Consider the following 13,359-nt stretch of genomic DNA (forward strand, 5'->3'; position numbering starts at 1 on the left):
CCCACCGCAACAAAAATTATACACCGGCAATTCATTAACCGTTCATAAAAAATGCGTTTTTTAGCAGATTGAAAAAATATCCTAATTTTATTTAATGCGTTTTTATTGGTTTTTGCTTATCGCGTTTATATGTCCGCTCATAGTTTCGGCACAAACCGGTACTATTACAGGTAAGGTAGTGCGGGCTGATACCAAAAGCCCGGTAGCCAATGCCAGCGTGTTTTTAAACAATGCCACTTATGGCACTTCCACTGCCGAGGATGGGACCTTTACTTTGGCTGGTGTTAAGCCAGGCCAATACCAGCTGGTGGTTACCGGAGTAAGTATTGAAGAATATTCCACAACTGTATTAGTTGGTAAAGAGCCTGCAAAGCTAAATATCGAGGTTAATCAAAAAGTGCTGATGCTGCGCGAAGTAGTGATCAGCAGCAGCGCCGACTGGAAAAAGAATTACGAACTGTTCCGCAAGGAATTTGTTGGCGATACCGAAAACGGCAAGGAGTGTAAAGTTACCAACCCACATATTTTAAATATTATCTACCACAGGGGAAAGCAGCAGTTGGAAGCCTCTGGCGATGAGTTTTTGGTGGTAGAGAACCTGGCCTTAGGCTATCGTACCAAATTTTTGCTCAAAAACTTTTTGTATGATGCTATTGAGCATACCATATCCTATTCGGGAAGTGCGCTTTTTGAAAACCTGCCCGGCAGTGCAGCACAAAAGAAACTCTGGAAGCAGAAACGCGAACAAGCCTATTACGGATCGGCCCAGCATTTTTACCGTTCGCTTTATAAAGGAACGTTAAAACAAGAAGGGTTTGAAGCGCATGATTTTACAAGGCAAATTAATCCCGAACGCCCTGAAGAAGCTGTGTTGATGCAAAAGATGAAAAAATACCGGGAAGGCCCGCGCGATTCGGCCATGCGTTATTATAACCTGTCGAAGATGACCAAATGGTACCGGGAAAACCTCGCTAAGCTGCCTTACCAGGAGTTTGAGATTTTGCGTAAAACACCACAGGATGGCATTTATGCACTTACCTTTCCGCATTTTTTATATGTAGTATATACGAAACGCGAAGAGACTACCGAGTTTAAGGACGTTTATCATCCGTTGGATATGCCCAATTATGAAACCAGTATCATGACCAAATATTCGGGCTATATTGCATTTGATATGAATGGCATTGTGGTATCAAGCCCGAGCCCGCTTTATGAGGGCTCATGGTCGAAGGCTAAGCTTGGCGATCTGCTGCCGGTTGATTATGAGCCGGGGGATTGATTAATTTCAGGAAGACTTTGCTTATTTCGAATTATATTTGCCGCCACCATCGCAGATATAATTCTTGTTACCATCCTTTATGAAATATATAAGCTATTTAGTGTTAGCTGTTGTTTTTGTTGCGCAGGGAGTTTCAGCACAACAAATAGTATTTAAAGACCAAAATTTAAAATCGGCTTTACTTAAAAGAGGCTATGATTTTAATAAAAACGGCGAAATAGAAGTATCCGAAATTGACACTGTGGCGAATTTAAACATTGCCAAAAGTGATATTAGGCTGTTAGATGATTTAAAATATTTTAAAAGTTTAGAAAGGGTTTATGCAATGTCTAACCAGATTGCGAACCTGGATGTGTTTTTTGACAATAATACGATTAAGGAAATTTATATCGGAGGCAATGTTCTCGGAAAAAAGTTGACGCTAAAGAATCTCAGAAATTTGACCGTTTTGGCGGCGGCCCATAATGACTTGGAAACAGTCGAATTAAATGGCACTGATAGCATCAGGCAACTTTATTTACAGAGCAATGCGTTTAAAAACATCAAATTGGAAAACCTGACTAATCTCAGCGTATTAGAATTAATAGATAATAAGGCGTTAAAGACTATTGACATCAGACTAAACGTTGCTCTCACTTACATTGGACTGCTTTCAACGGCTGTATCCCAATTAGATATTTCCAATAACAAATTGCTGTCAACGTTTTATGTAAGTAATACTGTGAAAGTAATAAAGAGTGCCGGTCAGGAGAATTTTAAGTCCGCACCAGTTATAAGAGAGATTCACTAAAATGTGTAATACTTTATGTTTGCCTAAACTTAGTGTCGAATCAATGAGCAAATAATTAGTTACATTTGCCTGCATAAATCATATGAAGTTTATTTATCAAACATGGTGGAAGGTTGCGGCTGTTTTGCTGGTGCTGTCTACCTTTTACACCGGCCTGGTTTTCAAAGCGCCGAGACTGCCAATTATTCACGAAACCATCCGTAATTTGTATTTTCACGTACCCATGTGGATGGGCATGCTGACTGTTTTTGTGGTATCGGTTTATTTTAGTATCAAATACCTGCAAACGGGTAAAGAAGAGCACGACCTTGCCGCCGTTGAGAGTGTTAATACCGGCTTGCTGTTTTACACCTTGGGCCTTTTAACCGGTATGCTGTGGGCAAAATTTACCTGGGGCGAATTTTGGAGCGGCGACCCCAAACAAAATAGCGCGGCCATTGCATTTTTGTTGTACTGTGCTTACCTGGTGCTCCGTAACTCTATTGATGAGGAGCAGAAGCGGGCCAAGATTTCGGCCATCTACAATATCTTCGCTTTCCCCATCATGATTGTGCTGATATTTGTTTTGCCCCGCATGACAGATTCATTACACCCCGGCAGCGGCGGTAACCCTGCATTTGGTAAATACGACCTTGATAACGGTATGAAGATAGCCTTTTACCCGGCTATGGCAGGCTGGAGTTTTATTGCCCTTTGGATAGCAACTATCCGTTACCGCATCCGTTTAATTGAGAATAAGAAGAACGCTATAAATTAAGATGAAGAAATTAACGCTTTTATTGCTACTGCTTACGTTTTGTACCGCTGTTTTTGCACAGCCAGGGCAGCAGGTTGAAATGGCCGATGCCCTGCGCCAATCGGGAAAAATTTACGTGGTTGTAGCAACTATTTCCATAATTTTTGTTGGACTGGCTATTTACCTGTTTACTATAGACCGCAGATTAAAAAAAGTCGAAAACGAAAAGTAGTTCAAATAATATGTTTAAACAATTTAAACATATCATTCGTAACGGTGTTGACTGGTGTATAGGGCACACTAACTAAGAAATATTTGCAATATTGATAAAAATTGTACCAAATTTGCTCACTTTTTTAAGAGATTAATATTTATACAATAGTTATGGCTACGAATATTTTGATTGCCGACCAGGAAACACACTTCTTCAGCGACGTGTGCAAAAACTTCGATCATGCTGCCCAATTCACCAAACACGATGCAGGCCTGCTTGATCAAATTAAATCATGTAACAGTGTTTACCGCTTCCGTTTCCCCATTCGCAAGGGTAACAGTTTTGAGGTAATTGACGCCTGGCGTGTGGAGCACTCGCACCACCAGTCGCCAACCAAAGGAGGTATCCGCTACAGCGAAATGGTGAACGAGGATGAGGTAATGGCCCTCGCCGCGCTCATGACTTACAAATGCGCCATTGTTAACGTTCCGTTTGGCGGCGCCAAAGGCGGTATCAAAATAAACCCTAAAAACTACACCGTAAGCGAGCTGGAAAACATCACCCGCCGTTATACCGTTGAGTTAATCAAAAAGAACTTTATTGGCCCAAGCATTGACGTGCCGGCACCTGACTATGGATCGGGCGAGCGCGAAATGAGCTGGATTGCCGATACTTATGCTACCATGAACCCCGGTCAGCTGGATGCTATGGGCGCTGTAACCGGTAAGCCTATCGCGCTGCATGGTATCGCGGGCAGGAGGGAAGCTACCGGCCGTGGTGTGGCCATCGCCACCCGCGAGTGCGTAAGCGTTGGCGAGGATATGCAAAGAATTGGTTTGCTGCCAGGCTTATCGGGCAAAAGGGTAATTGTTCAGGGCCTTGGTAACGTGGGTTACTATTCGGCTAAGTTTTTATCCGAAATGGGGGCAATAATAGTCGGCTTATGCGAATTTGAAGGCGCTATTTATAACGAGAACGGTTTAGATATCGAGGCTGTATTTCAGCACCGTAAGGCAACAGGTTCTATTTTAGGATATGCTGCTGCAATACAGGAATTTACCAATACCATGGAAGGCCTTGAGCAGCCATGTGATATTTTAGTGCCGGCAGCTCTTGAAAACCAGATCACCGAAGGAAATATCCGCAATATCCAGGCTAAGATCATTGTTGAAGGCGCTAACGGCCCAACATCGCCAGAGGCTGAAGCGATATTTTATGCTAATGGCGGGATGATTGTACCTGACATGTTTGCCAACGCAGGCGGTGTTACCGTATCATATTTTGAATGGTTGAAAAACCTGAGCCACGTAGCATTCGGCCGTATGAACCGCAGGTTTGAAGAGAACTCTAACCTTAACCTGGTAAACATGGTTGAAGGGATTACCGGTGTTGCATTAACCCCGGTACAACGTTCAACTATCATTAAAGGAGCATCAGAGCTTGAACTGGTAAATTCAGGTTTGGAAGATACCATGATCCGTTCATACCACGAGATCAGGGAAATTTATAAGAACAACCCAGAGATCGGCACTTTGCGTAACGCAGCCATGGTTGGTGCTATTAATAAAATAGCGGTATCATACCAAAATTTAGGTATCTGGCCATAATTAAGGATTTAATAGTTCTATATATAGCGAGGTAGGTTTGAAAAAACTTACCTCGTTTTTGTTTTAATTATGCCGCGATAGGGATCGGAGCGGATACCGGCCAATGAGCTTAATGCCTTCAGGCGTATGAGCGCAGAGCCCGGGCCGCAGGCATCGCCCACAATTCGCTTTTTGTAACATGTATTTTATCTTACTTTTATAACATGGGAACATGGGATGCTGCTATCGAAAGCAATGATACTTTTCTTGACGTCTATTCTGCTTTTTTTGAGCTTTATAATAAAGGGCAGAGTCCTGTTTACGCTTTTGGACAGGTAATGACAATGTTTAGTGATGATTTTGAGGACGAAGACTCAGCAAATAACGCGCTGTTCGCGGTGGCTTTAGCCCAGTGGGAAACAAAATCACAAAATACTGAACTATTAAATAGAGTTAAAGAGGTTATTGTTACGGGAAAAGACCTCGAAGTTTGGACTAATTTAGGTGCCGATGAAGAGTTATTGGAGGAAAGAAAATCGGCACTCGACCAGTTTTTATTAAAAATAAGTACTCCCAAAGAAAAGGCGAAACGTAGGGTTAAAGAAAAGTTTGTTTTTACCGCTGTTGAACTCATAAAAATTACTTCGCCGGATGGATTGAAGACTTTTAGTATGAGCGAAGAATACACTAATGGAAATTATATTCATACAAGTTCGAGCTTAAATTGGAAGAACGGAGGCGGTTCAATATTGTACTTTAATGAGCTTGGAAAAAATATCACTGCCCGGTGGATAGATAATCAAACATTAGAAATTGTTCACGATAGTGATATACTGTTTACGTTAAAACGTAACAATTCCGCCTACTATAACGATTTGGTTAATGTAATTTATGTTCCTGTTGGAGATAAGCCCGCTCCTCCACCGCTTTTAGTTTATTAATGTTCGTTGTTTAGAATCAATCAAGAATGATTCTAAATAATACATATGTCTTGTAATAAACATTATTCGCTGCACGTTTTGTATTTTTGCAAATCGTTATTTTAATAATATAAACCGCAGATGAAAAAAAGTGCAATTTTTGGTCTTGTTGTTATCGCTATAGCCATAGCGGTTATCATAAGTGTTTATTCAAGCTCAAGCACCTATGCAACCTTTGCCGAAGCGCAGCAAACCAGCAGTGAACTGCATGTAATAGGCCATTTTAGCAAGGGAAAAGAAATGGTTTATGACGCTGCTAAGGATGCCAATTATTTTTCATTTTATATGAAAGATAATAAAGGCGAAGAGCGTAAAGTTGTTTTTACCGGTACCAAACCGGAAGATTTTGAGCGTTCGGAGCAATTGGTACTTACCGGCCAGATGGTTGGCAGCGAGTTTCATGCCTCAAAGATCCTGATGAAATGTCCATCCAAATACACCCAGGATAAGTTAGAAGTTACAGAAGCGAAGGCTAAACAAGCCAGCATTTAATCATTTTTGATGAATACAGTTTTTAAGGGCGAACACCTTTTACCGGGACAAATCGGCCAGTTTTTTATTGTTCTTTCGTTTGGTGCAGCCCTGCTGTCATTTATAAGTTACTATTTTGCTACTACAGATGATGCCGGTAAGGCCGACAGCAGCTGGCAGCGTTTAGGCCGTTTAGGTTTTTACGTAAATTCTATCTCTATTTTAGGAATGGGCACCTGTCTGTTCTATGTGCTTTACAATCACTATTTCGAGTATCATTATGCCTGGGCCTATACCTCGCGTTCGCTGCCCGTTTACTACCTGGTATCGGGTTTCTGGAACGGACAGGAGGGCGGCTTTTTGCTTTGGGCCTTTTGGCAGGCCGTTTTAGGTAATGTACTTATTGCAAGGGCTAAATCATGGGAGCGCCCGGTAATGACTGTTGTTGCCCTGTCGCAGGTTATTCTGGGAACCATGGTACTGGGTATCGATATCTTTGGCCAACGCATTGGTAGTTCACCATTCTTGTTGTTGCGTAATTCAGGTATCGAAGCGCCTATCTTCTCGCAGCCAAACTACCTCGACTTTATAAAAGACGGGCAAGGAATGAACCCATCGCTGCAAAATTACTGGATGGTGATTCACCCGCCTACATTGTTCCTGGGTTTTGCATCTATTATAGTTCCGTTTGCTTATGCGGTTGCCGGGCTTTGGCAAAAACGATATAAAGAGTGGGTACAGCCCGCTATATCATACGCCCTGTTTGGTTCTATGATATTGGGTACCGGTGTGATCATGGGCTCGTTTTGGGCTTATGAGTCGTTAAACTTCGGTGGCTTTTGGGCCTGGGATCCGGTTGAGAACGGTTCGATATTTCCGTGGTTAACCATGGTTGCGGCATTGCACGTACTTATCGTATTTAAAAATACAGGCCATTCCTATTTTACAGCTACACTGCTGGTATTGCTGAGTTTTGTACTGGTATGGTACACCTCATTCCTTTCAAGAAGCGGTATCCTGGGCGAAAGCTCAGTTCATGCTTTTACCGATTTAGGTATGTTCTGGCAACTGGTTATCGGCATCCTGATATTCCTTGTTTTATCTGTTTGGGTTTTGGTATGGCGATGGAAAGAACTGCCAATCACCAAAAAAGACGAAGAAACTTACTCGCGCGAGTTTTGGATGTTTGTTGGTTCAGTGTTTTTAGGGTTATCATGCTTCCATCTCATTGTAGTAACTTCGGTGCCTGTATGGAATGCTATGTTTGGTACCAAAATTGCACCTCCTTCTGATGCTGTTAAACATTATAACGTGATCCAGTCGTCATTTGCGTTTGTGGTGACTTTATTGACCGGCTTTACGCAATTCCTGAAATATAAAAAGACCGATATTACCCGGTTCTTTATAACTACCGGTGTTTACCTTGTGTTTGCCATACTGGTAACAGCGCTTGTTGTTTACTTAACCGGGGTTTATCGCCTTAATTTCGTATTCAATCTGGTAATGTGCGGTTCGGTTTACTCGGTTATTGCCAATGCTAAAGTTTTGGTTGATGCCTTTAAGGGCAAGTTTAAACTGGCCGGCTCGGCGGTAGCGCACTTGGGTTTTGGCTTGTTGATGGTTGGCGCGGTTATAGCGGCAGGTACCAGCAAGGTGGTATCTGAAAATGCAAGCGGTGTAGTTAATGTGCAGGGCTTTGATGCCAAAGCAGGTAATGCCCGCGAAAATATCATGATCTACAAAAACACCCCGGTAAAAATGGGCGATTATACAGTTACCTATCTTGGCGACTCCATTTCATCACCATACCATTTTTACAGGGTTGATTATAAAAAGTTTGATGCCAATGGTAAACTGCTTGAAAACTTTGTGCTTAAACCCAAAGTGCAGGCCAGTCGCGATGCGGGTATGTCTTCATCGCCTGATACCAAGCATTATTTATTGAATGACCTTTATACCCACGTTACCGCTATCCCAAGCGAAGGTTTTGCCATGCAGGGCGAGGCCGGTCACGACGAAGGTAACGATGATAAAAACTACGATGAGCCTGTAGCCCATGAAGTGGCTATCGGCGATACCATCAGGTACCGCGACGGCTTTATGCTGGTTAAATCATTAAACAAACAGGCCACGGTACAAAATATCCCGCTTACAGCTAACGATGTAGCTATCGGCGCTAATATCGAAGTTCATGCGCATGATGGCAAGGTGTATACTGCCGAACCTGTGTTCATGATCAGGGGCGGTAACGTGTTTGATTTTGCCCGCAAGGTAGAGGACGCAGGTTTAAAACTGCGCTTTTCAAGGATCAACCCTGAGAATAAAAAAGTAGAAATCACTGTTTACCAGCAGCCGCAAAACAAACGCCCATGGATTGTGATGCGCGCTATCAGCTTCCCGTATATCAACTTCTTCTGGAGCGGTACTATCATTATGGTGATTGGCTTTTTGCTTTCTATCCAAAGGCGTAATAAAGAACTTAAAACCGTTTAACTGTTGTTAAATGGATATTACCAGGCATCAGTATGAAATAGCCCGGCAGGGGTTTTCTGTTGTTGAGCATATTTATACTGAAGCTGAAGTAAAAGTCATCGTCGCCGCTATTGAAAACGCGGATAAAAGCAGTCCGCTGTTTAGGCAAACAGATGACCTGTTTGCCATAAGACAGTTTTTAAAGGCTGTGCCCGAAATAAGGCCACTGATTTTTACGGGGAGATTAAAAACCTGCTTACAGCAATTGTTTGGTGACGGTTATTTTGCCGTTAAATCTATCTACTTCGATAAGCCCGAAACATCCAACTGGTTTGTAGTGTGGCACCAGGATCTGACCATTTCTGTTGATAAAAAGATTGAGATAACAGGTTACGGCCCCTGGACGGTTAAGCATAACCAATTTGCCGTGCAACCGCCTCTCCATATTTTGCAGGATAACTTCACCATCCGGATCCATTTGGATGATACCGACGAAGGTAACGGTGCCCTGAAAGTGTTGCCAGGTTCGCATCTCAAAGAGATCTATCGTCCTGAAAATATCGACTGGCAGCAAGAAACTGAAGTGAGTTGTAATGTACAGGCCGGTGGTATCATGATCATGCGGCCATTGCTTATGCACGCCTCAAACCGTACTACCAATAACAAAAAGCGTAGGGTAGCACATATTGAGTTTAGCAGGGCAACGCTTGCTGACGGGATTGATTGGACGGAGAAAGTAAAGCAATAGCAATCATCACCCCTTCAAAAACGAAAGGATCTTAGCATTTACGGTGTCGGCCTTTTCAATCATGGGTAAATGTGCTGCGCCATCAACAGGGAAAAAGTCGGTCTTTAATACGCTGCGGATAGAATCGCTGAAACGTGGCAATACTGTTTTATCAGCTTTACCCCATATCAGTAATACGCTTTTGCCTGTACTGTTGAGGCAGGTATTGCTCTCACGACCATTTTGATTGTAATTGTACAGCGTTGAAACCAGCGCGTTTCTAAACCCTTTATACTCCATTTGGGGGAGGTAACGGTTTATCCACCCAGGGTGGTTTTTGGGATAAAGAAAATCGGTTGTTTGTCCTTTTGCTCTTTCGTCGGAGTTCACGGCTTCGTTATAAAGTGTGAAATATTGCGGAGCTACCGGCTTTTTTTGTTCATATACCGGGTCGACAAGGATTAGTTTGTTAACCATACCGGGGTGACTGCAGGTAAAATTGGTTATCACCGCGCCGCCAAATGATACGCCTGCTAAATTTATTTTCCCGTTTAATTTAAGTTGATTAATGAGATCGAGCAGTTGCGTATTGTAAAGCTCCTGGTTATAGGGAACATCGGGCCTGTCTGAATAGCCGCGGCCATACATATCATAGCGTAATACCCGGTATCCTTTTTTTATCAAAAAATCGTACGTTGGGTCCCAGATATAATAGGGTACGCTAAAACCGTGAACAAGTATAACAACCTGGGCACTATCAGGGCCTTCAAGCTGGTAATGGGTTACGCCCTGACTTAATTTGATAAAGCTGCCAGGGATGTTTATGCGGCTGGCATCGGTTAAGGTTTTGGTTTCTTTATTGTTATATCTATAGAAGCCGTATAGTATTAATGACGCGGCCCCGACAAGAAATATCACAATTATAATGCTTACTTTAAGTATTTTCATGCGGTATTAGATGTTGGTTTCTAAAATACAGAAATATTTATACTACAGTTAGTTAAATAATTATATCTATTGTAAAGAATATATGAACATTACCATAATAGGCTCCGGTAACGTAGCTACGCACATGGCAGCGGCCTTTAAGAATGCCGGACACCGTATTGTACAGGTATACAGCCGCGATATGCAGCATGCCGCGCTTTTAGCCTACCATGTAGCTGCCGAAGCTGTTGATAACCTTGACAATATTAATCCCGATACAGGATTGTTTGTTGTTTCGGTTAAGGACGATGCTATAACGACTGTTGTTAAAGCGTTGTCGGCCCATAAAAAGTTAATAGTACATACATCGGGCTCAACCGATTTGAACAGTTTGCTGGCTTTTACCCCGAAGGCCGGTGTATTTTATCCCCTGCAAACGTTTAGCAAGATAAGAGAGGTTGATTTCCGATCTGTCCCGCTCTGTCTTGAAGGTGCTGATGATGGTATACTTGCTGATTTAAAGCAGCTGGCATTTACCATCAGTAATAATGTATATAGCGTTAACTCCGCCCGGCGCAAAATATTGCACCTTGCCGCGGTATTTGCCTGTAATTTTCCCAATTATTTGTATGGGGTTGCCCAGGACCTGCTTGCGCAAAATCAAATGGAGTTTAACATGCTACGCCCCCTGATCCTGGAAACTGCCCAAAAAGTGCTTGAGCAGGAACCGCGCAATGTACAAACCGGCCCTGCGGTGCGTAATGATGAGGGCACTATGGCTACTCACATGCAGATGCTGAGCGAGATGCCTATGTTACAGGATATTTACAGTTTATTAAGTCAGGGTATTATCAAAAACAATAAAGGGTTTACCGCACCCGAGTAATTTTGTTACTTTTGCTTAAATGAACATTTATAAAATAAAGATCAATTTCGAGGAAAAAGGGCACGAAAGCGTTGAGTTACCTATAGCCGAAGGAGAATCTGTATTAGACGTATGCCTGGAGAATGGCATTGAACTACAGCACAATTGCGGTGGTGTTTGCGGATGCAGCACATGCCATGTTTATGTAAACAAGGGGATGGATAATATCCAGGAGATATCCGATAAAGAAGAGGATTTTATTGACAGGGCTGTTAACCCGCGCATTAATTCGCGCCTGGGTTGCCAGTGTGTGATTGTTGATGGCGACATTGAAGTTACCCTGCCGGATCAGTCGCAGTTTTTAGGCCACTAATATTTGCATCAATCCGTTTAAACAATAAATAAAACGTATAATTTACAACGTATTAGCGTAACCCCCGGGTAGTACGTAAAATCAACAACAATGAGCGATAATAAATTTGCCTTACCAATTCACTGGAATGATTATGAAGATATTGCCATTGAACTTTATGAAAAGTTTGGTGACGATTTTGACGAATCAAAAATATACCGCATCCGTTTTACCGAACTGCTGGAATGGGTATTGAGCCTGCCTAATTTTGCCGGTACCCGTGCCGAATCAAACGAAGGCCACCTGGAGCAGATCCAGTCGGCCTGGGTATATGAGTGGCGGGATAATCAATAATTCAATTGGCAGTTTTGAGCTGGCGGTTTGCAGTTTTAAATTTGCGATTAGCAGTTTAGCACGAAGCAAACATTCTATAATCAAAAAAATCGGTGAAATCACCTCAACAAATCGGTGTAGTCACGAAACAAAATCGGTGTAATCACAACCATGGAATCATTCCTGAATAAATTAAAAGATATTACTACCCTCATTTTTGATGTGGATGGCGTTTTGACCGACGGGTCTGTTTTTGTAACGGAAGCTGGCGAACAAAGCCGCGCCTTTAATATTAAAGATGGCTACGCGCTGCAGTTAGCTGTTAAATGCGGTTATAATGTTTGCGCGATATCGGGCAGCCGCTCAAAAAGTGCCATGTACAGGTTAAACAGCCTTGGCATCCAGGATGTGTATATGGGCACACATACCAAATCGCAAAGGTTCAAGATCTACCTGGAAGAAAAAAGCATTATTGCTACAAATGTATTATACATGGGCGATGATATTCCCGACCTGGAAGTGATGAAGCTTGCAGGCCTGCCTGTTTGCCCTGCCGATGCTGTTGAAGAGATCAAAGCGGTTAGCGCTTACGTATCGCCCTACGGCGGCGGCAAAGGCTGTGCCCGCGATATCATTGAAAAAGTGCTCAAGGTTCAGGATAAATGGATGAGCAAACAGGCGTATAGCTGGTAGGGTTTGGTCCATAATACATAGTCGATAGTCCATAGATAATGGTTCATGGAATTAACCCGGCAGATCATGGTTATAAATAGTTTTGTTGCTACTATGATCTATGAACCATTTGCTACGAACTAATCAATGCAGCTACCATGATCTATGAACCATCAACCATGAACTAAAAATATGAACATCATCCCACCCGTAATTCTCGCATCAAAATCGCCAAGACGGCAGGAGCTGCTCCGGCTTATGGATATTGATTTCAGGGTTGTGCTTAAAGAGGTTGATGAGTCATTCCCCGATGGGCTTACCCCAACAGAGGTTGCCCTGCATATAGCCCGTAAAAAAGCAGAAGCATTTGACGAAACGGTAGGGGATGAGGTTGTGCTTACTGCCGATACCATAGTTTGTATTGATGGCCTGATACTGGGTAAACCCGAAACCCGCGCACATGCTATCGAAATGCTGCAAATGCTATCGGGCCGTGTACACCAGGTTATTACCGGTGTATGTTTGTTATATAAAGGGCGTTATAACAATTTTTATGATCTTACCGAAGTGCTCTTCCGCAAGCTTTCTGATGCCGAGATCAGTAATTATGTAGATAAGTATCAGCCGCTTGACAAGGCCGGATCATACGGCATCCAGGAGCTGATAGGCCTGATAGGCATCGAACGGATAGAAGGCTCATATACCAACGTTGTTGGTTTACCTACCCAAAAGGTTTATGCACAATTGCTTAACTTAAGCAAATAGATTTCACATACGGGCGCAAGTATTGTGCGGCTGCCTGTGCGGGGATTACTTGTGCCTTTCGCAAACCATTTTATTCGTCGTTACAGTTTCGCTAAACATCGTTACTTTTTGATAAAGCGTGTTTTTTCCGGTACAATTAAATAAATAATTATTTAATTTAAACCTTTGTTTCCTGCATAGTCTAAGGTGT

Annotated in this window: 15 protein-coding genes; 14 read left to right on the forward strand and 1 reads right to left on the reverse strand. The window is 42.6% G+C overall.

The window, feature by feature from the left end; all coding sequences use genetic code 11:
• Positions 1–94 precede the first annotated feature (94 nt).
• The 9 genes from FHW88_RS05350 (at position 95) to FHW88_RS05390 (ending at position 9,276) form a co-directional block, all read left to right on the forward strand.
• The gene (locus FHW88_RS05350; RefSeq protein WP_176623706.1) at positions 95–1,279 is read left to right on the forward strand and encodes a carboxypeptidase-like regulatory domain-containing protein; all 1,185 of its coding nucleotides are present in this window, start codon (positions 95–97) and stop codon (positions 1,277–1,279) included.
• A 79-nt stretch (positions 1,280–1,358) separates the two neighbouring features.
• A complete protein-coding gene (locus tag FHW88_RS05355) occupies positions 1,359–2,069 on the forward strand; it encodes a hypothetical protein (RefSeq protein ID WP_176623708.1) in 711 nt (236 codons plus the stop codon).
• Positions 2,070–2,151: 82 nt separating this feature from the next.
• A complete protein-coding gene (gene ccsA / locus FHW88_RS05360; RefSeq protein ID WP_175489901.1) occupies positions 2,152–2,826 on the forward strand; it encodes a cytochrome c biogenesis protein CcsA in 675 nt (224 codons plus the stop codon).
• A gap of 1 nt (position 2,827) precedes the next feature.
• Positions 2,828–3,037: a CcmD family protein gene (locus tag FHW88_RS05365; protein WP_090524403.1), complete on the forward strand. Its 210-nt coding sequence runs from the start codon at positions 2,828–2,830 to the stop codon at positions 3,035–3,037.
• 152 nt (positions 3,038–3,189) lie between these two features.
• Positions 3,190–4,626, forward strand: coding sequence for a Glu/Leu/Phe/Val family dehydrogenase (locus FHW88_RS05370; protein WP_176623710.1), 1,437 nt, complete (start codon positions 3,190–3,192; stop codon positions 4,624–4,626).
• Positions 4,627–4,829: 203 nt separating this feature from the next.
• Positions 4,830–5,546, forward strand: coding sequence for a hypothetical protein (locus tag FHW88_RS05375; protein WP_090524407.1), 717 nt, complete (start codon positions 4,830–4,832; stop codon positions 5,544–5,546).
• A 120-nt stretch (positions 5,547–5,666) separates the two neighbouring features.
• Positions 5,667–6,077: a cytochrome c maturation protein CcmE gene (locus FHW88_RS05380; protein WP_091171412.1), complete on the forward strand. Its 411-nt coding sequence runs from the start codon at positions 5,667–5,669 to the stop codon at positions 6,075–6,077.
• A gap of 9 nt (positions 6,078–6,086) precedes the next feature.
• Positions 6,087–8,549 carry a cytochrome c biogenesis protein CcsA gene (gene ccsA / locus FHW88_RS05385; protein ID WP_176623712.1) on the forward strand — a complete coding sequence of 821 codons (2,463 nt, stop codon included), beginning with the start codon at positions 6,087–6,089 and terminating at the stop codon, positions 8,547–8,549.
• Between the two features lie 10 nt (positions 8,550–8,559).
• Positions 8,560–9,276 (forward strand): phytanoyl-CoA dioxygenase family protein, encoded by a 717-nt coding sequence (locus tag FHW88_RS05390; RefSeq protein ID WP_176623713.1) that lies wholly within the window; start codon positions 8,560–8,562, stop codon positions 9,274–9,276.
• A 6-nt stretch (positions 9,277–9,282) separates the two neighbouring features.
• Here FHW88_RS05390 and FHW88_RS05395 read toward each other — a convergent pair whose 3' ends face one another.
• Positions 9,283–10,203, reverse strand: coding sequence for an alpha/beta fold hydrolase (locus tag FHW88_RS05395; RefSeq protein ID WP_176623715.1), 921 nt, complete (start codon positions 10,201–10,203; stop codon positions 9,283–9,285).
• Between the two features lie 82 nt (positions 10,204–10,285).
• On the opposite strand from FHW88_RS05395, the gene FHW88_RS05400 reads away from it, so the two are divergent.
• The 5 genes from FHW88_RS05400 (at position 10,286) to FHW88_RS05420 (ending at position 13,169) form a co-directional block, all read left to right on the forward strand.
• The gene (locus FHW88_RS05400) at positions 10,286–11,068 is read left to right on the forward strand and encodes a Rossmann-like and DUF2520 domain-containing protein (RefSeq protein WP_176623718.1); all 783 of its coding nucleotides are present in this window, start codon (positions 10,286–10,288) and stop codon (positions 11,066–11,068) included.
• 19 nt (positions 11,069–11,087) lie between these two features.
• The gene (locus FHW88_RS05405) at positions 11,088–11,420 is read left to right on the forward strand and encodes a 2Fe-2S iron-sulfur cluster-binding protein (protein ID WP_090524420.1); all 333 of its coding nucleotides are present in this window, start codon (positions 11,088–11,090) and stop codon (positions 11,418–11,420) included.
• A gap of 90 nt (positions 11,421–11,510) precedes the next feature.
• Positions 11,511–11,753 carry a Fe-S cluster assembly protein IscX gene (gene iscX / locus FHW88_RS05410; RefSeq protein ID WP_090524422.1) on the forward strand — a complete coding sequence of 81 codons (243 nt, stop codon included), beginning with the start codon at positions 11,511–11,513 and terminating at the stop codon, positions 11,751–11,753.
• 150 nt (positions 11,754–11,903) lie between these two features.
• Entirely contained in the window at positions 11,904–12,425 is a 522-nt protein-coding gene (locus tag FHW88_RS05415; RefSeq protein ID WP_090524424.1) for a KdsC family phosphatase, read from the forward strand.
• Positions 12,426–12,596: 171 nt separating this feature from the next.
• Positions 12,597–13,169, forward strand: coding sequence for a Maf family protein (locus FHW88_RS05420; RefSeq protein WP_176623720.1), 573 nt, complete (start codon positions 12,597–12,599; stop codon positions 13,167–13,169).
• The last annotated feature ends 190 nt before the right edge of the window (positions 13,170–13,359 follow it).

It is taken from the genome of Mucilaginibacter sp. SG538B (assembly GCF_013376065.1).
In the GTDB taxonomy this organism is placed as follows: Bacteria; Bacteroidota; Bacteroidia; order Sphingobacteriales; family Sphingobacteriaceae; genus Mucilaginibacter; species Mucilaginibacter rubeus.

Bases quoted from the DNA above. Each gene is read 5' to 3' on its own strand.
- ccsA (WP_175489901.1), top strand. From the start codon at position 2,152: ATGAAGTTTATTTATCAAACATGGTGGAAGGTTGCGGCTGTTTTGCTG.
- iscX (WP_090524422.1), top strand. From the start codon at position 11,511: ATGAGCGATAATAAATTTGCCTTACCAATTCACTGGAATGATTATGAA.
- ccsA (WP_176623712.1), top strand. From the start codon at position 6,087: ATGAATACAGTTTTTAAGGGCGAACACCTTTTACCGGGACAAATCGGC.
- FHW88_RS05380 (WP_091171412.1), top strand. From the start codon at position 5,667: ATGAAAAAAAGTGCAATTTTTGGTCTTGTTGTTATCGCTATAGCCATA.
- FHW88_RS05370 (WP_176623710.1), top strand. From the start codon at position 3,190: ATGGCTACGAATATTTTGATTGCCGACCAGGAAACACACTTCTTCAGC.
- FHW88_RS05420 (WP_176623720.1), top strand. From the start codon at position 12,597: ATGAACATCATCCCACCCGTAATTCTCGCATCAAAATCGCCAAGACGG.
- FHW88_RS05375 (WP_090524407.1), top strand. From the start codon at position 4,830: ATGGGAACATGGGATGCTGCTATCGAAAGCAATGATACTTTTCTTGAC.
- FHW88_RS05395 (WP_176623715.1), bottom strand. From the start codon at position 10,203: ATGAAAATACTTAAAGTAAGCATTATAATTGTGATATTTCTTGTCGGG.
- FHW88_RS05400 (WP_176623718.1), top strand. From the start codon at position 10,286: ATGAACATTACCATAATAGGCTCCGGTAACGTAGCTACGCACATGGCA.
- FHW88_RS05350 (WP_176623706.1), top strand. From the start codon at position 95: ATGCGTTTTTATTGGTTTTTGCTTATCGCGTTTATATGTCCGCTCATA.
- FHW88_RS05390 (WP_176623713.1), top strand. From the start codon at position 8,560: ATGGATATTACCAGGCATCAGTATGAAATAGCCCGGCAGGGGTTTTCT.
- FHW88_RS05405 (WP_090524420.1), top strand. From the start codon at position 11,088: ATGAACATTTATAAAATAAAGATCAATTTCGAGGAAAAAGGGCACGAA.
- FHW88_RS05415 (WP_090524424.1), top strand. From the start codon at position 11,904: ATGGAATCATTCCTGAATAAATTAAAAGATATTACTACCCTCATTTTT.
- FHW88_RS05355 (WP_176623708.1), top strand. From the start codon at position 1,359: ATGAAATATATAAGCTATTTAGTGTTAGCTGTTGTTTTTGTTGCGCAG.
- FHW88_RS05365 (WP_090524403.1), top strand. From the start codon at position 2,828: ATGAAGAAATTAACGCTTTTATTGCTACTGCTTACGTTTTGTACCGCT.